This window comes from Endozoicomonas sp. ALD040, assembly GCF_049275945.1.
Classification (GTDB): Bacteria; Pseudomonadota; Gammaproteobacteria; order Pseudomonadales; family Endozoicomonadaceae; genus Endozoicomonas_A.
Genome location: NZ_CP184829.1, coordinates 1054624 through 1078478, shown reverse-complemented (window position 1 = coordinate 1078478; position 23855 = coordinate 1054624). Strand labels below are relative to the sequence as shown.

At 49.9% G+C, this 23855-nt stretch carries 4 protein-coding genes; all 4 read right to left on the bottom strand.

Annotation, left to right across the window (positions count from 1 at the left end; translation table 11 throughout):
• Positions 1-62 precede the first annotated feature (62 nt).
• Positions 63-7613: an AAA family ATPase gene (locus tag ACOJUN_RS03795; protein WP_422135338.1), complete on the bottom strand. Its 7551-nt coding sequence runs from the start codon at positions 7611-7613 to the stop codon at positions 63-65.
• A gap of 138 nt (positions 7614-7751) precedes the next feature.
• Positions 7752-15236 carry an AAA family ATPase gene (locus tag ACOJUN_RS03790; protein ID WP_422135337.1) on the bottom strand — a complete coding sequence of 2495 codons (7485 nt, stop codon included), beginning with the start codon at positions 15234-15236 and terminating at the stop codon, positions 7752-7754.
• Between the two features lie 217 nt (positions 15237-15453).
• Positions 15454-16038, bottom strand: coding sequence for an RING finger domain-containing protein (locus ACOJUN_RS03785; RefSeq protein ID WP_422135336.1), 585 nt, complete (start codon positions 16036-16038; stop codon positions 15454-15456).
• Positions 16039-16240: 202 nt separating this feature from the next.
• The gene (locus ACOJUN_RS03780) at positions 16241-23770 is read right to left on the bottom strand and encodes an AAA family ATPase (RefSeq protein ID WP_422135335.1); all 7530 of its coding nucleotides are present in this window, start codon (positions 23768-23770) and stop codon (positions 16241-16243) included.
• Between the last annotated feature and the right edge of the window lie 85 nt (positions 23771-23855).

Below are 23855 nucleotides of genomic sequence, written 5' to 3'. Positions count from 1 at the left end.
GAATGGCGACATCCTCTCCGGAAGTCACCGATCTCGAAAAACTGATCATGACCAAACGGTTATCAGGTATCCAATGACTCACAAATCGAATTCAAATCCACGCTGCTCAAAAACTCTTCATTAATTTTGGTCAGATCATCGGACCTGAGTATCAGAGCGTTACTGATGTTGAGTGCCTGTTTTAAATAGGCATCCTTGGCAGATGACGGAAATTCGTAAGATTCAATTAATTGCATCATGGCATACAGCTCTTCCGGTGAGGATGGATCATGAGTGCCATACCATTTTATTCTAAGTATCTGGTCACTGACAATTGCTTCGGCCCAACAATAGGTCAAGGAACCGCCTTTCGAGTGCGTCAAACCATACAGGTAATGACTGAAGGCCTGCCCAATCGCTTGCCTGCATTTGATTTTTAGATCACGTACAAGCCCTTTTTCCCGGTGTTGCAGCCCAATGGAATCCAGAAGGGGTTTGTAATGACTTTTGATAGCAAGTTTTTGTTTCTCATATTGTTCTTTTCGAGTCTGGCATTGCTGATCAGGAAGCATTGATTGTTCATGGCTTGAATGATCACTGTACCAATTATCCAGGTCAGCCAGAGCTTTGTCGTATTCATTATCAATCTCCCTGTACTGTTTGACTTTTTCAAACGACCGCTTCAATTCCGGGCTGCTCTCAACTTTTAGTTGAAGCAGAGCTTCGGTTTTTTCACTCATTGCTTCGCTGTACCAGCGAGGTTGCCCCAGGATAACCACCGGTCGGTGGAGCGTCCTGCCAGAGTTTAATCGCACAAACGCGGGATGGTGTACCAGCAACCGCTCTATATTCGGAATGCCTTCAGGTTCGTCCGTCCAGGCGTCTTGTAAAGCTTTACGGACAATCAGCTCTTCCAGGTATGGCGAAAAGCCACCATGACAATGGGTCATCAGGCAGGCATCTTCTCTCGTTTGGAAGTCTTCATAGCTCAGCCGCCATTCCTGACTGTTTTTTTCTCTGGAAAACAACTGCTTGTATAAATTTTTCAGGCAATGGGTGGCTTTAACTTTTAATTCATCAACGCCTTCAAGGCGTAACAATAGCTCATGCTGTTCACGGACCCCGTTAATCTTGTGGTCGTATTCCGGCAGTGGATCCAGCCAACCTGATTCCAGGGCTGCGAGGGCAAGTTGAATAACCGAAGGCCTGGTTAAGTCACTGCCGTTCAGTATATCCACCATGGAACTCATCCACTGCTGAGGTCTCTCTCCGGCCTGAACAATCACTTTTGAATGGAGTAACTTGAGTTGTTCAGTGACCTGGTCCTCATCACTGTCGGACAATATTTTTGCTACTGCCTCCACCATGGGTTTATAGGTACTCGCCCCGTGTTTTATATGCACAGCACCAACCAATGCCAGCTCGTAATTGTTCAATGCTTTTATATCCAGTAAAATTGAGACGCCCATGGAAAATCCGGTCAAATCTTTTCTCTTCCAAAGTTCCCTCACCATTTTGGAGGTGACTTTAAATGGATTTGATGAGGCACTACCTCTTTCAAGGGCTGTGTTCTGTCTCTCAGGATTCTTGTCAATGGCTTGTGCCAGAGCTTCTTGTTGCGCTGAATCAGCCCCTTTCAGAAGATCCTTAAACCTCTTTGACTCACTGCCGGAACTACTGAGCTGCCTGGTGGGCTGGAATTCAGATTTGATTTCTCTTACCTGTGCGGGCCCCCCGCCCAAATCCACCGATTCCCAGGTTTGACCTCTATCCAGTGAATACTCGGGAAACTCGTGGGTAAGGCTATGAATTTGCCGACTGGGAATCCCGAAATAACGACAAAAAGCAACAAAAACAGGCGCGCGATGACGGCAGCTACCCTGCTGCTGAGTGACGAGGAATCTAAAGAAATTTTCTTCCGGCTTCGGTTCAGTCTTACCCGAAAACTGTCGGCAATACTCCGTGATCGCCTCAATTCGTTGCCGGGTGTGTCTGGCGTTTTTTATTTTCTGCAAACTCATCTGTAGTTTGGCCGGGTGCTCTTTTACGGGCGAAAACAGTTCGTCCAGCACGGTTTTAATACCTTCTGAACAGTGGGTGTCAAAACGTATTGATTGTTTTGGCCGGGCTTCTTCAGCCGAAACACTGTCGTCCGGTTTTTTGGGCTCTACGACATAAGTAAATTGAATAGTCTGTTCGGTGTTGGCTTCTGGAATAATCAGTATGTGAAGCCCGGTATACCGATGCCTGATCAGTTTAAATGGCAAATCGGGTTCTGTACGCAGGGCCACGATATAGTCGTCAGGCGTCAGGCTGGGTAACACAAATTGACCTTTCTTCGATGTCCACTTAAAGGACGCCAGGGTTTGGTTGCTGGTTAATATCACTTCTTGGTCAGGCCCTGGTAACCGGTCCGGCATGAGGGTTACGAAACCTTGAATGCGTGGATCATTAAGATCGGTCCGTATGATATCGCCCCTGGCAGTCACACAAATATCCTTTGCCTCCCAACGATACATACGGGAAGTGGGTCTCTGCGTTTTAAAAACGGGTAAATCGTATAGTAGTGGCAATCTCAGGCACTCATAGTTTGTTCTCCGGTCCAGTACCTTATCTTTTTTCGAGGGAGCGTTTAGACAGTGTTTATCAGGCGCATTACCAGAGTCAGTCGCTAACTTTTCATCCATGTAATCGTCAAGCCAATGGTTCGGCAGGTTACTTATCTGATGCCAAAAGGCAGGCCACCATTGAACTGCGTCGGCTTTCCATGCACCAATCAACTTATCAGCCTCCCGGAGAAAAGGCTGGGAGGTCGACATTTTCAGCGTTTGTTTCTCTTCTTTGGTCAGGGGAAATAAGCAATTGGCGTCCTCGCCCGTCAGGCCGAACTCACGATGAAACCAGCGATGCTGCCAGTATCGGTACAGTGCCCGGGTGAGGATATCGTTATACTGATCCGGCGCCAGTGAAAAACCGGATGCCTGCCACCTCGCCTGAGCCACCCTCTTGATGATTTCAGTCCTGGCTTGCTTTTTATCCAGACCAGCCTCAACAAGAATTTCGTGGCCTTTTTCATCAATACTGTTGCGATCACTCTGTCGTATCAACCACGGACGATCAATGTTCGGTACCTTTTGATAGAGCCAATGGCTCAGATCAGAAGCAAGCGCTCCTTTGCCCATGGCATGAGTCGATGACTCCGGCAGTTCCTCCAGCGACAGGTTGGCGGCCATCAGGTAAAGCCGGTAGTGCTGATTGAAGCATTGATGAAGTGCTTTTTCGCTAAAATCGCCTCTTCTTTTGACAGCCATGGCGACATTCTGTAAATCGCGACTGGTGGGCTGTAATGGCAGGTCTTTGCGTTGCAGGCAGGCCCTTAAACGACAATGTTTTTCAGTCAGCCGTTTAGCCGTGATTTTTCCCTGCTCATTCTCTGGCAAGACTTTCCCGGCAATGGCCTGCAATTCGGTCGGGCTGTACTGCCGGATCGGCAAATGTCGAAAACGCCCTTTCAGTGCCGGTGATAAGGGTTTTCGCCCGCTGTACTCAGGCGGGTTAATGGTGGCAAACAGGTGGAAGCCCGGATGGGCGTCACCGGCCAGAATATCGTTTAACTCGCCTTCCAGATGCTGGCTGTCGATCAGATTCATTTCCGAAATCACCACGATGCCACCATCGACTTTTGCTTTCTGGATCTTTTCACACACTTGGTCCCAGGAACAATCACAGGCATTCAGGAGAAAGACTTCCGGCATGGACTCTCCCCGTTGTAGAGCCTGCTGTCTGACACTTTCAATCAACAGGTTCAACGTGGCATCTTTACCCCGTCCGGCCGGGCCTTCAATCAGTGTTGCCTGACGACCGCCGTGTTTTCTGTCGTGATGATAAGCCTGCTGACAGCGGCTTAAATCCTGTCCCAGCCCTTGCGCCAGATCAATGACTGCCGATCCGGAGGTATCAAACTCAGGTCGGATTTCTTTGGTCAATGTTCTGAAGTCCTGCAGAATATCTGGCAGGGTGTGGTTATGAACTCTGTCTCGCAGGGTGTTGTCCAGTTCGTAACGGGCAGCAAACCAGATTTCCAGTGCCGAAAGGGCATCCTGTTGAGTCTCGCTGATTTCGGGACCCAGTACATCCCGGAAGCTTTGCTGGATCAAACTGTTCACTTGCTTACAGCTGGCACTGTCGCCTTTGGATAACGCACGATCCAGATACCAACCCACCCAGCTGCAGATATCCGTTAAATCCCTGGGAGTAAACTCATGTTCGGGCAAAAGCTCCTGATAATATTGCCACAGTGCCATCACACTCTTGCTGGCACTGTGTGCAATGTCGTTTATTTGATGCCGTTGTAACTGATTGAGTAGAGCTGGTTCCACCACTCTGTCCCGAAGGAACGCCTCATCCAAACGTGGGTAATAAGCTCTGGGCAGTTTCTCTTTCAGGGTCGGGTCCATTTGGCGCCCGACGTAATGATCCGGGTTGCCGGTGAGAATTACCCGGTGTTTTTCGCTGACCTTGACAGGATGACCATTCACATAGATGCAGGGTTGCGGTTCCCACAGGCCGTTCAATGACGCCAGCAATCCGGCTTGGGTCAGGTTAGCCTCATCCAGCACCAGGGTGATGTATTCTCCGTCTTTGTTGGATTCGGTATTGGCCCATTTCATCAATGCCCGGTTTTGCTGCGCCATAGAGCGGTCGCCATCAGCGTGTTGCTGCCACTGCCAGCGTTTCATCAGGGTCTGTTCGCTGTCAGAAGGTCCCAGGGAGAGCACCGTTGCCTGTCCTGAAGCCTTTGCCATTTTGGCGGAAAAGTAGCTTTTACCAGTGCCGGTTTCCCCCTCAAGGAATATAACGGGAGAGTCTGTCAGCCGGTCATGGAGTCGGGATAAGCGACGGCTTTCACGATCCTCCTGACTCATCTTGCCATGATAAAGATCCCGGGCCAGTGCAGACAGAGGCTCATCAGCGGAACCCGTCCATTTCAGTGATTCAGACAGCCGATTTTCTATGCGTTCAATGCCGTCTGCCTCAGAGCTCGCTGTTCTGGCCCTATGAAAACAATCGCTGGCCAGACCGTGGATGGCATCGGATCGGGTCTGCCCTGAGTGCAAAGGTAACTGCCAGCCAGAAGCCAGTGCATCTTGCAAACGTTTAATCTGTCTTGTTGGCTCGATGGCCAAGGATTGCCAAGGCTTTGTTGCCGCCGGATCGACTGCTAACTGATACGATATGGCATCTCGTTGTTTTTCAGGCGCGTGGGCCAGGATCATGGCACAGAGCCTGTCCATAACTTCTTTCTTACCCCACTCTGGAAATGGATTTTCATAGGACAGTTTTAATTCGGTAGCTATAAATACTGTCGGCTCAAAGGCTCGGGCCAGTTGCCACAGGTTTCGCTTGACAAAGTTTCTATCCAGTCGAGGGGTGCTACTGATGATGGCAGCTAACTGATCCCGGTCTACGGAGGCGGCTTGATCTTCATCCGGCAGTAACTGCAAACAGGCCACTTTCATAAAATCATGGACGGACGGATGTTGTCGGGTGCCATGGGTGATGACGCTATTGATGGCCTTGCGCCAGTGGCATGGCAGGAGCTGAGGGGAGTGGTCAAACTGCTGTGCCCTCCGGGCAGCCAGTATCAGATTATTCAACAACCCTTCGGTCACTTCAGGCAGAGCATTACAAAGGCCACCGGGTACGGTTTTAAAGGCTTCGTAAAGTGAGTGAAGTGCTTGTTCTGGCAGCTCTGCCCGGGAGATTTTATGCCTGAGGGTATTGATATCCCAGAGATCAATCTCGGGACACCGGCTACCCGTGGCAACCATCGAATTAAATACTGAAGAGGCGCTTTTCACAGACTCAGGCCAGAGTATTGTGACATGGGCTTGTGGGTAGGCCTGTAATTGACCATTCACCAACAGAGGTTGCCCAATAACCAGGGGTTCCAGAAGCTGCTGAAGCCTTGGATTACTTTCCAGCCCTCTGAATACCACCGGCTTGCCAGCGGTTAATGCCGCCTGCAAATCACTCTGAGATCGTCTGAAATGCGCCTTTTGTTCCGAGGCGATATGGATGTTATCAAATAGCTGGCTGAAGCCAGTCTGTTCGTTAACCTGAATGACCAGAGGGGTTTGTGGTTGATGATTAATCCAATGACTGGCCTGGGCATGTTGCTGATAAGTGATGGTATTAAAGGTGGCGTGACCAGTGACTTTACTTTGTGGGCTGGACAGAAAGCGCCCATCGTCTTCTGCCAATCCCAGGGCTTTCGGCTGCTGTCTTGTATGAGCCACCTGGAGTCGGGGCTCCAGGCCGGTGGTCTCGCGAAGGGTTTGCAATGAACCCAGCAAACGAAACCAGAGGGCTTCAGTGAGTGGAGACGTTACGGTGACGACACCCCCCGCCCTGATCTGTTCCAACAGGCAGGTGTTAGGGATTGCATAGCCTTCAGGCGTAATGGCAATGGGGCTCAGCCATTCTGTGATATTCCCCTGGTTAATGATGATTGGGTGTTCTGCGGCGTGCTCTTTAGACTGGCTTTGGAACAGCGAATGAAGCTCGTCCTTCCCCGCCGGCATCTGATAAAACTGAACATCGTCGGGTAACGGACAGACTTCCCCATTGCTCTCAAAGCACTGTTGCGCCAGCATCTGTCGAATGGTCTGTTCAAAGGTCAGGTCCTGCCAGTCGGCGCCTTTCAGTACCACCCGTTGTCCCGACGTCAATCGTTCAAGCCTGCCAGGGATGTGCTGGATTCGCCCCTGTTGATCGACACCGGGACCACCCAGCAGTAACTGTCGCCAGTTGTTGTGCAAGTGGCAGTCAATAACCAGGATAGTGTCGTCGTCCATAGCATTTTCGTCACTGGGAAATTCAGGCAATAGCGGGGGAGCCCCGTCAATGTCCATCAATGGTTCATTGCCAGTCTCAGCCTCGAACTGCCATGTATTGCCCGGTCGGTTAATTCGCCGCCAGAAATCAGCGCCCGGAGCGTCGGCCGCCGGTGCGCTGGCCGCAGGCGCGCCGCCATGCTGGCCAACCGATGTCAATTGTTCAGGGGCTGCCAGAACCAGCAGAGAAACATGCTCTCCCAGAGGGCGTTTCTTCTGGCTGACCTTGTCGTATAGACAGGGGTTATCCGGGTCCAGCAGATCGTTAAATTTTGGCAGATCCTCATTGGTGAGTTTTCGGATATCTATCACCAGGGTCAATGGCTGTGAACCTTCAAAGAGCTTGCCTGAGCGCAAAGTGTGACGACCATTGTCGGCAATGCTCAGACGGCTCACCAGGTTAGCCTGTGAGAGGTCATCGGGGTGGGAAATAAGCGTGACATCGCGATTTTTATCGCGGGTCTGGTCAGCCAAAAGCTGTCGAACTTCATCATCACTGGCGACAAAACGGAAATCGAAGGCATGAGGTTTTTTTTGGAGCAGGGAGTCCGTTGAGGATACGGTTCTCGCCCTGTCAGGTGTCATAATCTGAGATGACGATAGATTCAGTTGGTAATTGAGACCAGAGCAGACAGCTTTGACGTTTGATATTAAATCTGAATCCTGCCCTGACCTCTTGGCTGGCAAGCCACTAGCCGGAACAGGTTTGTTAATTTCTCCACCAATCTGACCATCCATAGTCAATCTCCCTACAACCATCTGAAGGACTGAATTGAATCCCTTTAATGATAAGACCTTCAGAGGCCGGGAAAGTTCAATTTGGGTACTGGTCCGTTGCTATAGTGGGAAGTCAACGGTCTTGAAACCAAACGTTTATCACGTATCCAATGACTCACACAGCGAGTTCAAATTCACACTGTTCAAAAACTCTTCGGCGATGGTTGTCAGCTCATCGGATTTGAGCACCAGTGCGTTGCTGGCGTTGTGTGCCTGCTGCAGCAGGCGGGCATCCTTCACTGGCTGCTGAAAACAGAAAGAGCTCTCAATTTTACATATCATTGCATGCAGCTCTTCTGGTGAAGATGGATCATGAGCGCCGTAGTAGTCTGAATTCATGGAGTCTGCGATGGAAGCGTCAGCCCAACAATAGGTTAAACGACTGCCTTTTAAGTGCGTCACTTCATAAAGGTAATGACTGAACGCCTGCTGAATCGCCTGCCTGCATTGGTTTTTTAAAGTACCCAAAAAGCTTTCGTCATCCCATGACAGCTCAAGGCACTTTAAAATGGGTTCGTGACTGCCTGTGGTAGCAAAACGTCTTTTCTTATATTGTTTAATGTCTTCCAACAGCGCCTTCAATTCCGGGCTGTTCTCAATTTTTCGTTGCAACAGGGCTTCAACTTTTTCATTAAACACCTCGCTGTCCCAGGAAGGTTGCCCCATGGTAATCACCGGACGATAGCCAGCCTTGCCCGAGTTTAACTTCACAAATGCCGGCTGATGCACCAGCATTCGTTCTATATTCGGAACACCCTCAGGTTCGTGCACCCAGTCGATCTGTACAGATGGATTGAGCATATTTTTTTCAAGGGATGACGAAACCCCATCATGACAATGAGTGACGAACATGGCATCACTTTTTCTTCCCTGAAGGTCTCTATAAGCCACCCGCCATACCTGGCTATTTTTTTCCCTGGACAAGAGTGTCTGATACCACTTTTTCAGCTGATGGGTGGCTTCAGCCCTGAGTTTGTGGACACCTGCGAGACGCACCAATAGCTTATAATGATGATCGGCCTTCATAATAGGGCTCTTATAGGTCGGCAGTGGCTCCAGCCAACCCAATTTCAGGGCTTCGTGGACAAAGTGAATAACCGAAGGGTTGGCCAAGTCACTGTTCTCGATTATTTCCACTATAGAACTCAACCACTCAAGAGGGCTTGCTCCGCCCTGAACAATCATTTTTGAGTGCAATAACCTGAGTTGTTCAATGGCCTGATCGGAATGACCGTTGGACAATATTGCCCTTACTGCTTCCGACATCGGTTTACAGGCATTCCCCTCATGGTCATAGATAACTCCGATCAATCGCTTCTCACAATGTCTCAGGGCTCTCGTCCCCGAGGCCTTTAACGTTGACACGCCCATGGAAAAACCGGGCAAATCTTTTTCCTGCCAAAGTTTCTGTACTGCTTCAAAAAGACTTATATTGGCTTCTGGCAATGCACTGTCTGTCTCAACGGCTTTGTTCAACTCCTCAAGGCTTATACCACAGGCTTTAGCAAGAGCTTGTTGTTGTGCTAAATCAGCCCCTTTAAAAAGATCCTTCAGGAGTCCCCTGATCTCAATGTTGTAAACGCTTTCTTCCAAGGTGGGCTGACAGTCATTCCCCTGGAAGTCAGGGGCAATTACTGTGAACGGAAGATATGACCCACCCAAATCCACCGACTTCCAAGTCTGGTCTCCATCCGGGCAATATTCAACAAAGCTGTGTAAAAGGCTTCTGATTTGCCGGGATGGAATCCCAAAATAACGACAAAAAGCCACAAAAACAGAACTACGATGACGACAGCTACCTTGCCGCTGTGTTACGAGGAATTCAAAGAAATTTTTACCGGGCTCTGGTTTGCTCTGGCCGGAAAACCGTCGGCAATACTCCGTGATCGCCTCAATTCGTTGGCTGGTGTTTTCAGAGTGTTTTATTTTCCACAAAGGAAAGCGTATTTCGGCTGGTTGTTTGCCAATGTTATTAAACACTTCGTTCAGTACTGCTTTCATACCTTCTGAACAATGGGTGTCAAACCATGTTAATTCTTTTGCACGGGGCTCCGTTTTCCTGGGTTCTACGACATAATCCACTTTAATATTCTGTTTGGCTTCGGCCTCAGGAATAGAGAGTGTGTGAAGCCCGGTATATTTGTCTCTGACCAGGGCAAAGGGTAACTCGGGTTCCAGACGCAGTGCCACAATATAGTCGTCTGGCGTCATGCTGGGCAATGCATGATGACTGTTGCCCGGTTTTAAGTCGAGGGCCCCCATCGTCTGACCCTTGGCTACTGTCACTGGCTGGTTCTGCTTTAACAGGGTCGGCCTGAGTATTTCGACCCCCAGCGTGCGGTTATCACTAAGATCGATTCGTTTGACATCACCCTCGACGGTCACATGAATATCTTTGGCCCAATAACGATACATGTGGCAAGGAACATTCCTGGTATTAAAAACTATATAATCGTAATGGTGTTGTACTTCCTGATGGTCTTCGTCAGTGTTCCGGTCTAATGCCTCTGTCTCTTTCTCGATGACTTCCGGATTGTACTGTCCGGCTTTGTTATCAGGGTCAACAGCCAAGGCTTCGTTAATATGGTCCAGCGTATCCTTCAACCGGTGCCAGAACGCAGGCCAACATTGAACTGCATTGGCGTTCCATGCCGCTATTTGCCGATCAGCTTCCCTGAGACAAGGCTCGTGAGCCGATAATTTCAGCATTTGTTCCTGTGCTTGCCAAAGATGAAATACTTGGTTGGCGTCCACGCCCGTCTTGTGAAACTCACGAGCAAACCAGCAATGCTGCCAGCGTCGGTATATTGACTGGGTGAGCATATTGTCCGACCTGTCTGGCTTCAGGGAAAGACCGGATGCCTGCCACCGGGCCTGGGCCACCTGCCTGATGATTTCTGTTTTGGCTGCCTCTTCGCTTAATTGAGTGTTAATACAAATTTCATGGTTTTTTTCATCTGTACTGTTGCGATGACTGAGTCGTATCAACCACGGGCGTCCTATCTTAGGTACTGTTTCGTTGAGCCAGTGGCACAAATCAGGAGCCAGCGCCCCTTCACCCATGGCAAGCCTTGATAACCCGGGCAGTTCCTCCAGCGACAGGCTGGCAGCCATCAGATAAAGCCGGTAGTGCTGATTGAGGCATTGATGAAGGCTGTCTTCAGAAAAATCGCGCCCTCTGGTAACAGCTTTTGCGACATTCTGTAAATCAAGGCTGGTGGGCTGTAACGGCAGGTTTTTCCGTTTCAGGTCAGCCCTCAATCGACAATGTAGCTGAGCCAGCTTTTCAGCCGCAAATTTCCCTTCCGTGGTCTGTGGCAACACTTTTTCGGCAATGGTCTGCAATTCGGTTGGGTTATACTGGCGGATCGGCAAATGTCTGAAACGACCTTTCAGCGCCGGTGATAAGGGTTTTCGCCCGCTGTATTCAGGTGGGTTGATGGTGGCGAAAAGGTGAAAACCCGGATGAGCGTCACCGGCCAGAATATCGTTTAACTCACCTTCCAGATGCTGGCTGTCGATCAGATTCATTTCCGAAATGACCAGGATACCGCCATCGACTTTTGCCTTCTGGATCGCTTCACACACTTTGTCCCAGGAACAATCACAGGCATTCAGGAGAAAAACTTCCGGCATGGACTCTCCCTGTTGCTTAGCCTGCTTTCTGACGCTTTCAATCACCAGGTTCAGCGTGGCATCTTTACCCCGTCCAGCCGGGCCTTCAATCAGCGTTGCCTGACGACCGCCGTGTTTTCTGTTGTGATGATAAGCCTGCTGACTGCGGCTTAAATCCTGCCCAAGCTGCTGCACCAGTTCACAGACTGCCGATCCGGAGGTATCAAACTCAGGCCGGATTTCTTTGCTGAATGTACTGAAGGCCTGCTGAATAGCTGGCAGGGTGTAGTTGTGAACTCTGTCGCGCAGAGTGTTGTCCGGGTGGTAACGGGCAACAAACCAGATTTCCAGTGCCAGCTGTGCATCCTGATGAGTCTCGGTGATTTCGGGACCTAGTACATCCCGAAAACTTTGCTGGATCAAACTGTTTATTTGCTGAGGGGTAACATTGTCACCTTCGGGCAGCGCACGATCCAGATACCAGCCCACCCAGCTGCAGATATCCGTTAAATCCCTGGGGGTAAACTCATGGTCTGGCAAGAGTTCCGGATAATATTGCCAGAGTGTCATCACACTCTCGGTAGCACTTTTTACAATGTCGTTTATTGGTTGCCCTGACAGATGCCGTTGTAACTGATTGACCAGAGCCGGTTCCACCACTCTGTCTCGAAGGAATGCCCGGTCTAACCGAGGGTAGTAAGCCCCGGGCAATTTCTCTTTCAGGGCCGGGTCCATTTGGCGTCCGGAGTAATGATCGGGGTTGCCGGTGAGAATCACCCGGTGTTTTTCGCTGACCTTGACAGGATGACCATTCACATAGATGCAGGGTTCCGGTTCCCACAAGCCGTTCAGTGATGCCAGCAGTCCGGCCTGGGCCAGATTAGCCTCATCCAGCACCAGAGTGATGTAGTTACCTCCAACATAGCCACTGTCTTTATCGGGTTCGGTCTTGGCCCATTCCATCAATGTCCGGTTTTGTTGCGCCATAGAGCGGTCGCCATCGGCGTGTTGTTGCCACTGCCAGCGTTTCATCAGGGTCTGTTCGCTGTCAGAAGGTCCGATGGAAATGACTGAAGCTTGTCCTGAAGCCCTGGCTATTTTGGCAGAAAAGTAACTTTTTCCGGTGCCGGTTTCTCCCTGCAGAAAGATAACGGGAGAGTCGCTAAGCCGGTGATGGAGTCGGGATAAGCGACGGCTTTCACGATCCTTTTGATTCATCTCACCGTGATAAAGATCCCGGGCCAGTGCTGACAGGGGCTCATCAGCGGAACCCGCCCATTTGAGTGATTCAGACAGTCGATGTTCTATGCGTTCTGCCTCAGAATTCGCTGTTCTGGCAATATGAAAACAATCGCTGGCGAGGCCGTGGATGGCATCGGCTCGGGTCTGCCCTGATGACAAAGCTAACTGCCAGCCAGAAGCCAGTGCATCCTGCAAACGTTTAATCTGTCTTGCTGGTCTGATGGCTAAGGATTGCCAGGGCTCTGCTGCCGCCAGATCGACTTTCAACTGGTACGCTATAGCATCTCGTTGTTCTTCAGCTGCATGGGCCACGATCATGGCACAGAACCTGTTGAGAAGGTCTTCGTTACCCCATAGTGGAAATGGGCTTCCATAGGACAGTTGTAATTCTCCATTAAATACTGCCGGGTCAAAGGCTCGGGCCAGTGCCCAAAAGTTGTGTTCTACAACCGTTCTATCCAACTGCGAGACACTATTGAGGATGCCATTCAAGTGATCCGAGTCTACCGAGGCGGCTTGATCCGGCTTCCTGTGAGCATCAGGTGTTTTATCCGGTAACAAGTGCCAACAAGCCACTTTCATAAAATCCCGCACGGGCCGATGCTGACGGGTGCCATGAGTGATAACGCTATCAATGGCCTTGCGCCAGTGGCAGGGCAGGATTTGTGGGGACTGGTCCACCTTTTGTGCCCGCCGGGCGGCCAGTATCAGGTTATTCAACAAACCTTCGGTCACTTCAGGCAGAGGGTTACAAAGGTCTTCAGGTACGGTTTTAAATGCCTCGTAAAGTTCATTAAGTGCTCGTTTTGGTAGTTCATTCCGAGGGATTTCATGTCTGCGGGCATTGATGTCCCAGAGGTTGATTACAGGGCACGGCTTACCCGCAGCAACCAATGAAGTGAATACTGAAGATGGGGTTTTCGCAGACCCAGGCCAGAGCATTGTGACATGAGCGTGCGGGAAGGCCTGTAACTGGCCATTGACCAACAGCGGTTGCCCGACAACCAGGGGTTCCAGGAGCTGCTGAAGACCTGGATTAGTTTCCAGCCCCCGAAATACCACCGGTTTGCCAGCGATCAATGCCTCCTGCAACTGACTCAGACTTCGTCCGAAATGCGCCTTTTGTTCCGAGGTAATATGGATATTATCAAATAGCTGGCTGAAGCCAGTCTGTTCGTTAACCCGAATGACCAGAGGGGTTTGTGGCTGATGATTAATCCAATGACTGGCCTGGGCATGTTGCTGATAAGTGAAGGTATTAAAGGTGGCGTAACCTGTGACTTTTTTATGTGGGTTGGACAGAAAGCGCCCATCGTTTTCTGCCAATCCCAGGGCTTTCGGCTGCCGTCTTGAATGGGCCACCTGGAGTCGGGGCTCCAGACCGGTGGTCTCGCGAAGGGTTTGCAATGAACCCAGCAAATGAAACCAGAGAGCTTCAGTAAGTGGAGACGTTACGGTGACGACCCCCCCCGCCCTGATCTGTTCCAACAGGCAGGTGTTAGGGATTGCATAGCCTTCAGGCGTAATGGCAATGGGGCTCAGCCATTCTGTGATATTCCCCTGGTTAATGATGATCGGGTTTTCTGCGGCGTGCTCTTTAGGCTGGCTTTGGAACAGCGAATGAAGCTCGTCCTTCCCCACCGGCATCTGATAAAACTGAACATCGTCGGGTAACGGACAGACTTCCCCATTGCTCTCAAAGCACTGTTGCGCCAGCATCTGTCGTATGGTCTGTTCAAAGGTCAGATTCTGCCAGTCGGCGCCTTTCAGTATCACCCGTTGTCCGGATGTCAACTGTTCAAGCCTGCCAGGAATGTGCTGGATTCGCCCCTGTTGATCGACACCGGGACCACCCAGCAGTAACTGCCGCCAGTTGTTGTGCAAGTGGCAGTCAATAACAACAGTAGTGTCGTCGTCCATAGCATTTTCGGCACTGGGGAATTCAGGCAATAGCGGGGGAGCCCCGTCAATGTCCATCGATGGGTCGTTGCCAGTCTCAGCCTGGAACTGCCAGCTATTGCCCGGTCGGTTAATTCGCCGCCAGAAATCAGCGCCCGGAGCGCCGACCGCAGGCGCGTCGTCACACTGGCCTACCGCTGCCAGCTGTGCAGGGGCTGCCAGAACCAGCAGAGAAACATGCTCTCCCAGAGGGCGTTTCTTCTGGCTGACCTTGTCGTATAGACAGGGGTTATCCGGGTCCAGCAGATCGTTAAATTTTGGCAGATCCTCACTGGTGAGTTTTCGGATATCTATCACCAGGGTCAATGGCAGTGAACCTTCAAAGAGCTTGCCTGGGCGCAAAGCGTGGCGACCATTGTCGGCAATGGTCAACCGGCTCACCAGGTTAGCCTGTGCAAGGTCATCGGGTTGGGAAATAAGCGTGACATCGCGATTTTTATCGCGGGTCTGGTCAGCCAAAAGCTGTCGAACCTCATCATCACTGGCGACAAAACGGAAATCGAAGGCGTGAGGGTTATTTTGGAGCGGGGAATCCGTTAAGGATACGGCTCTCGCCCTGTCAGGTGTCATAATCTGAGATGACGATAGATTCAGTTGGTAAGCGAAACCAGAGCAGACAGCTTCAACTTTTGGCGGTAAATCTAAATCCAGCCTTGGCCTCTTGGCTGGCATGCCAGTATAAGACGGGTTACTATCACGCGCGCCACGATCAGGCATGCTACCAGCCGGAACGGGTTTGTTAATTTCTCCAACCATCTGACCATCCACTGTTAATCTCCCTATTAGCATCTGAAGGACTGAATTGAAACTCTTTTGTAATGAGACTTTCAGAGCCCGGGAAAGTTCAATTTGGATATTGGTCCGTTGCCATTGTGGGGAGTCAACGGTCTCGAAAAACTCATCAGGAGCTAACGGTTATCAGCTGTCCAATGAGTCAGACTTCAGGTGCATGGGCCACGATCATGGCACAGAGCCTGAATACAGTTCAAATCGTAAACTCACCATCAATATTCATGAAAGGACAACCAAAGCCAACGAATGAACTAGCCAAAAAACCAGCAACATGAGAAGCAGCAATGTAGCCATAAGTTTCAAAAGCTATAGGCACACCGTAAAAGCAAATAGCCCCACCAAAGAACGCGAGAGGTCTTAAGTCAGCCAGGCTATTTCCCAATCCAAAAAAAGCTCCAGATACAATAGCTGTATGTACACCAGCAGCCAAAGCAGTCATGACATTATCAGTCCCAGCCAAGCCACGGCCAACATTAATAATGCCATAGGAACCAATAAGAGTTGCCGCAGTTAGAGCAGAGGCAGCAGCACCGACAATAGTATTAGTAACGATTCTGACTACCCGATCACGCAAAAAAGGAGCAGAAAAAGATAACGGCATTTTAGACCTGCAAACAGGACAGGTCATGGATTGCTCAAACCATCTGACAATACATTTTCTTCCAAAGACATGAGTTTCATGACACGGGAGAACTACTTTATCATTACATCGAAGAGCTTCATTATCATCAAAAGATCTGTAACAGATTAGACACTCATCCACAACACCTATTGTCATAAAGTAAACTCCACCCTTGTTAATAGTTAATAATGAGATAAAAAACCGGCAAAGAAGTTCCCCAAATTTTATAACTCACCCTGTGAAAAGCTATTACGATGCCATTCAAGTATGATGGGACTTTCAAAGGCCGGGAAAGTTCAATTTGGATACTGGCTGGTTGCTATTGTGGGAAGTCAACGGTCTCGAAAACAAACGTTTATCAGGTATCCAATGATTCACACAACGAATTCAAATTCACAGTGTTCAAAAACTCTTCGGCAATGGTTGTCAGCTCGTCGGATTTGAGCACCAGAGCGTCACTGGCATTGAGTGCCTGCCGTAAGTAAGAATTCTCAATAGATTTCTCAAAACTATCAGGACCTATGATTCTGGACATCATTGCATACAGTTCATGGGGTGAAGATGGATCATGAGCGCCATAGTCCTTATGAGGGTTAGCATGTATGGAAATATTGCCCCAACAATGTGTTAAACGACCACCTTTTGAGTGTGTCACTCCATACAGGTAATGACTGAAGGCCTGCTCAATCGCCTCGCAGCATTTCATATGTAAATCACAGAAAGACAAATAGTCCCTCGGTGACAACTTAAGGGACTTTATAATGGGCTGGTACTTGCTTTCGATATCATGCTTTTTTTGCTTACGTTCTTCTTGAGTCAGGCATTGCTCATCCAATGCCTTCAGAGCGTCCCGGAGTTGTTTTTCCATCGCCTCATATTGCTTGTATTGTTCCCATAACCGCTTCAAGTCCGGGCTATTCTCTGCTTTTACTTCCATCAGGGCTCTGTGTTTTTTATTGAAGACTGTGACTCCCCACGAAGGCCGCCCCAGGGTAATCACCGGACGGTGGTTTGCGTTGACCGAGGTTAACTGCATAAATGCAGGTTCTTGCAGCAACATTCGTTCTATATTCGGAACTCCCTCAGGTACGTCTGTCCAGTTGTAGTCCAGGATTGAGCGGGCAATTTTATCTTCAAGGAATCGCGAAAACCCACCATGAGAATGAGTGACTAACAGGGCACTATTTTCTTCCCTCATGAAAAGCTCATAACTTAACTGCCATCTCTGGCTGATTTTTTCCCCGGACAACACAGTCCGATACCACTTTTTCAGGCAATTAGTGGCTTGAGCCTTCAGTTCATCGATGTCTCTCAGGCGCATTAATAACTGATAATGTTCATCGGCTCCCATAATCGCGTTATCATAAACCGGCACTGGGTCCAGCCAACCCGATGCCAGGGCCTCACGGGCAAAGTGAATAACCGATGGTTTGGCCAAGTGACTGTTTTTCAGTATTTTTACCATTGAACACGACCATTCGAGATGGCTTGCATTGGTATGATTAATCATTATTGGATGGAGTAACTTAAGTTGTTTGGTGACCTGATCTTCATCGCTGTTGGACAATATTTGCACGACTGCCTCTGACATCGAATTGCGGTGAGGGTGGTTGCCAGAGCGCTCAGTACGAACCAACTCCCTCATTTGATACTGATGTGCCTGTCTCGACGTTATAACTGAGACGCCCATGGAAAAACTGGCTAAATCTTTTTCTTTCCAAAGGTTCTTTACAATGTTGAAAGGATGTAGATCTTTGTTTGCCAATGCCCCGAATGTCTCAATGGCTTTGTTCAGTGCTTCAAGGTTGATGCCAATGGCTTTAGACAGAGCTTGCTGTTGTGTTAAATCAGCTTCTTTCAGAAGACTCTTCAGGAGTTTCTTAATCTTGTTTGACTGAGTATTAAGATCAATGCCCCTGCTGATGGGCTGGAATTCAGATTTGATTTCTGTTACCCGTGCAGGCCCCCCGCCCAAATTTGCTGACTTCCAGGTTTGGCCCCCATCTTCGGAATACTCAGCAAAGCTGTGGATAAAGTTTGTAATGCTCCGACATGGAATCCCAAAATAACGACAAAAAGCGACAAAAACAGGTGTACGATGTTTACAGTAACCTTGCCGCTGTGTTACCAGAAAGTGAAAGAAATTTTCGTCTCTCTCTGGTTTGGTTTTACCGGAAAACTGTTTGCAATAGTCCTTGATCGCCTCAATGCGTTGCGACCTGTTTTCAGCCTTTATGATTTTCAGCAAAGGCACCTGTATTTCCGTTGGCTGCTGCTCGATGTTTTCAAACAGTTTGTCCAGTACGGCTTTCATCCCTTCTGAACAGCGGGTGTCAAAACCTGCTGGTTGGACTTTTTGGCCCGGTTCCCTGGACTCTACGACATAGGCAACCTTTATACTCTGGTTGGTTCTGTCCCCGGTAATAAACAGTTTGTGCAGCCCGGTATATCGATCCCTGACCAGGGTGTATGGCCAATCAGGTTCTATGCGCAAGGCCACGATATAGTCGTCAGGCGTCAGGCTTGGCAATGCACATTGACCGTACTTTAATTGCATCTCAAAGGTTGCCAGGGTTTGATTTTTAGCTAATGTCACTGGCTGGTCATGCTCTGGTAACAGCTCAGGTGTGAGCAGTTCCATCCCCTGAAGGTACTTATCACCAATTTCGATCCTCTTGATATTGCCCCCAGCCGTTACAAATATATCCTGTACTCTAAGTCGATACATCTGGGAAGGAAGTTTCTCCGTTTTAAAAACTTTATAATCCCTAAGTTTTGACCCCGCCAGAGAGTCGTAGTTCGTTATCTGGTCCAATGCCCTGGTCTTTTTCTCTTCGACTTCCGGATCGTATTGTTCAAAAGCACTATCAGCTGATGCTTCCTTAATAAATTCGTACAGCGAATGGTTCGGCAGATTACTTATCTCATGCCAGAACGCTGGCCACCATTGAACTGCCTTGGCGTTCCATAACCTTATTCGCTTATCGGCCTCCTGAAGATAAGGCAGGGAAGCCGGCGTCTTCAGTGCCTGCTCCTCTTCTTTCGTCATGGAGAATACACTATTGGCGTCCACGCCTGTCTGGCCAAACTCACGATTAAACCAGCTTTTCTGCCAGTGTCGGTACAGTGCCCGGGTGAGAACATTGTCAGACTCATCCGGCCTTAGGGAAAGTCCGGACGCCTGCCATTGGGCCTGAGCGACCCTTTTGATGATTTCTGTTTTGGCATCCTCTTTACTCGGGTCAGCCTTAAAACAAATTTCATGGTTTTTTTCATCAATGCTGTTGTTATCACTGCTTCGTATCAACCAGGGACGACCAATGTCCGGTAACGTTTCGTTGAACCAACGGCTCAGTTTATCAGCAAGGACTCCTTCGCCCATGGCGGAACCGGATGACTTTGGCAGTTTCTGCAACGATATTTTGGCTGCCATCAGATAAAGCCGGTAGTGCTGATTGAGGTATTGATGAAGTGTTTTTTCGGTAAAATCACCCCCTCTGTCAACCGCCCTGGCGACATTCTGTAAGTCAAGGCTGGTGGGCTGCAACGGCAGGTTTTTCCGTTGCAGGTAAGCCCTTAAACGACAATGTTTCTCAGTCAGCTGTTTAGCCGTGTTTTTTCCTTGCGGGGTCTGAGGCAACACTTTTTCGGCAATGGTCTGCAATTCTTTCTGGTTATACTGCCGGATCGGCAAATGTCGGAAACGTCCTTTCAGCGCCGGTGACAAGGTTTTTCGCCCGCTGTATTCAGGCGGGTTGACGGTAGCAAACAGGTGGAAACCCGGATGGGCGTCACCGGCCAGAATATCGTTTAACTCACCTTCCAGATGCTGGCTGTCGATCAGATTCATTTCCGAAATAACTACGATGCCGCCCTCTATTTTTGCCTTCTGGATAGCCTCACACAGTCTGTCCCAGGAACAGTCACAGGCATTCAGGGGAAAGACTTCCGGCATGGATTCTCCCCGTTGCCTGGCCTGCTGTCTGACACTTTCAATCATCAGGTTCAGCGTGGCATCTTTACCCCGCCCGGCCGGACCTTCAATCAGCGTTGCCTGACGACCGCCGTGTTTTATGTCGTGATGATAAGCCTGCTGAGCGCGGCTTAAATCCTGTCCCAGCCCTTGCACCAGTTCAATGACTGCCAATCCGGAGGTATCAAACTCAGGTCGGATTTCTTTGGTCAATGTTCTAAAGTCCTGCAGCATATCGGGCAGGGTGTGGTTATGAACTCTGTCGCGCAGGGTGTTGTCCGGGTGGTAACGGGCTGCAAACCAGATTTCCAATGCCAAGAGGGCATCCTGGTGAGTCTCGCTGATTTCGGGACCCAGTAGATCCCGGAAACTTTGCTGGATCAAACTGTTGATTTGCTCAGGAGTCACACTGCCAACTGCGGGCTGCGCACGACCAAGATACCAGCCCACCCAACTGCAGATATCGGTTAAATCCCTGGGAGTAAACTCATGCTCGGGCAACAGCTCCTGGTAATATTGCCAGAGTGCCATCACACTCTTGGTGGCAATGTGTGCAATGTCGTTTATTTGATGCCGTTGTAACTGATTGAGTAGGGCTGGTTCGACCACTCTGTCCCGAAGGAAAGCCTGATCCAGACGTGGGTAGTAAGCCCTGGGCAATTTCTCTTTCAGGGCCGGGTCCATTTGGCGCCCGGCGTAATGATCGGGGTTGCCGGTGAGAATCACCCGGTGTTTTTCGCTGACCCTGACAGGATGTCCATTCACATAGATGCAGGGTTGCGGCTCCCATAAGCCATTCAATGACGCCAGCAATCCGGCTTGGGTCAGGTTGGCTTCATCCAGAATCAGGGTGATATATTTTCCTCCAACATTGTCGGAAGGGGTACTGGCCCATTCCATCAGCGCCCGGTTTTGCTGCTCCATAGAACGGTCGCCATCGGCGTGTTTTTGCCACTGCCAGCGTTTCATCAGTGTCTGTTCACTGTCAGAAGGTCCAAGAGAAATGATTGAAGCCTGTCCGGAAGCCTCTGCCATCCGGGCGGAAAAATAGCTTTTCCCGGTGCCGGTTTCCCCCTGCAGGAATAGGACGGGAGAGTCCGCAAAGCGTTCATGGAGTCGGGATAATCGACGGCTTTCACGATCCTGCTGACTCATCTCGCCGTGATAAAGATCCCGGGCCAGTGCTGACAGGGGCTTATCAGAGGAACCTTGCCATTGCAGTGATTCAGACAGTCGATGTTCTATGCGCTCGATACCCTCTGCGTCAGAATTCGCTGTTCTGGCACTATGAAAACAATCGCTGGCCAGAGAGTGAATGACATCGGATCGGGTCTGCTCTGATGGCACATATAACTGCCAGCCAGACGTCAGTGCATCCTGCAAACGTTTAATCTGCCGTGTTGGTCTTATGGTTAACGGATGATATGGCCTGACTTTCGACTCTGTGACTTCCAACTGATACGCCATTGCAGGTCGTTGTTTTTCAGGCGTATGGGCCAGAATCATGTTACAGAGCCTGTCCAGGGCTTCTTTTTCACTATGTTTTGGAAATGGTCTTTTATAGGACAGTTGTAGTCCTTCAAATGGTTGTTCCGCAGAGAACGAAAATTGCCCGTCGTTAAAGAATGCCGGGTCAAAGGCTCTGGCCAGTTGCCACAGGTTCTGCTGCAAAAATGCTCTATCCAAGCGCTGGGAGCTATTGATGATGGCATTTAACCGGTCCGGGTCTACCCAGGCGGCTTGATGCTTATCCGGTTTCTCATGAGCATCCGGCAGTAGCTGCCAACAGGCTACCTTGACAAAATCACGCACTGACGGATTCTGTCTGGCACCATGGGTGATGACGCTGTCGATGGCTTTGCGCCAGTGCCGAGGCAGGAGCTGTGGAGACCGGTCAACCTGCTGTGCCCGCCGGGCAGCCTGTATCAGGTTATTTAACAGCCCTTCGGTCATTTCAGGCAAAGGGTTACAAAGGTCGTCAGGTACGGTTTTAAACGCTTTGTAGAGTTCATGAAGCGCTTTTTCTGGTAGCTCAGTCCGGGGGATACCATGTTTGGAGGCAGTGATAGTCCAAAGATCGACTTCAGGACACGGACTGCCCGTGGCAACCATTGAACGAAATATGGGAGATGGGCTTTCCACAGACTCAGGCCAGAGAATTGTGATGTGAGCCTTTGGGTACTCCTGTAATTGGCCATTGACCAGCAGAGTTTGCCCGACAAACAGGGATTCCAACTGTTGCTGAAGTGTTGGATTGCTTTCCAGCCCCCGGAAGACAACCGGCTTGCCAGCGATTAATGCCTCCTGCAATTCACTTTGGTGACGTCCAAAATACGCCTTTTGTTCCGAGGTGATACGGATATTATCAAACAACTGGCTGCAACGGGTCTGCCCATTGACCTGAATGACCAAAGGAGCTTCCTCTTGATGATTGAGCCAATAACTTGCCTCAGCAGGTTGCTGATAAGCGACGGTATTGATGGTATTAAGGGTGGCGTGATGACTAATTTTTTCTTGTAGTCCGGACAGTGATGTGTGCTCATCTTTTTTTGTCAATCCCAGGGCTTTTGGCTGCTTGATTGGATGAGCTACCTGAAGTTGCGGCTTCAGGTCTGTGGTCTCGCGAATAGTCTGCAACGAACCCAGCAAACGGAACCAAAGAACTTCAGTGAGTGGAGAGGTTACGGTGACCGTATCACCTGCCTGAACTTGTTCCAACAGGGAGGTATTAGGGACTGCATAGCCTTCCGGGGCAATGGCAATCGGGTTCAGCCAATCGCTGATATTACTCTGGTTGATGATGATCGGATTTCCTGGTGCATCACCAGAGCTGGACAGACTTTGGAACAGTGAATAAAGCTCGTCCTTCCCTACCGGCGTCTGATAAAACTGAACATTGTTGGGTAACTGACAGATCTTCCCGTTGCTTTCAAAACATTGTTGCGCCAGCATCTGACGAATCGTCTGTTCAAAGGCCAGGTCCTGCCAGTTGGCTCCTTTCAAAATCACACGTTGTCCGGCTCGCAGAGACTCAAGTTTGCCGGGGATGTGCTGGATTTGCCCTTGTTGATTCACGCCAGGACCGCCCAGTAGCAACTGTCGCCAGTGACTGTGTAAGTGGCAGTCGATAAGAACGGTATTGTCGTCATCCATAGCACTTTCGGCAGAGGGGAGTTCAGCCAATAACGGAGGAACCTTGTCGATCTCCGCTGGGTCGTCGCCGGTCTGTGCGTCGAACTGCCAGGTATTGCCCGGTCGATTGATTCGCCGCCAGAAATCAGCGCCCGGAGCGCCGACCGCAGGTGCCTCGTCATGTTGGCCAACCGAGGCCAATTGTCCAGGGGCCGCCAGGACCAGCAGAGAAACATGCGCTCCCAGGGGGCGTTTCTTCCGGCTGACTTTGTCATAAAGGCAGGGGTTATCCGGGTCCAGCAGATCGTTAAATTTTGGCAGATCCTCGCTGGTGAGTTTTCGGATATCCATCACCAGGGTCAATGGCTGCGACCCTTCAAAGAGCTTGCCTGAGCGCAAAGTGTGGCGACCATCGCCGGAAATGCTCAAGCGGCTCACCAGGTTAGCTTGTGAGAGGTCATTGGGGTGGGAAATAAGGGTAACATCGCGATTTTCATCGCAGGTCTGGGCAACTAAAAGTTGTCGAATCTCATCATCACTGGTGACAAAACGAAAATCGAAGGCATGAGCGGCCTTTTGGAGCGGGGAATCTGTTGAGGATACCCTTCTCGCCTTGTCAGGCAAAGCAATGGCAGGTGACGATAGGCTGAGTTGGGCTGTTACGTCACAGACCTCTGCTACCGAAGGTGAATCCTGTCTTGCTTTTTTGGCTGGCACGCTGCGATCAGGCTCTGCGCTCTTAAAAAAGGGCCTCTTTATTTTCCCATCAATCCGACCATCCATAGTCAATCTCTCTCCCTACTGCTATTTGAAGGACTGCATTGAAATTAATTGTTTGATGATTGGACTTTAGAACGGGCTTAAAGTT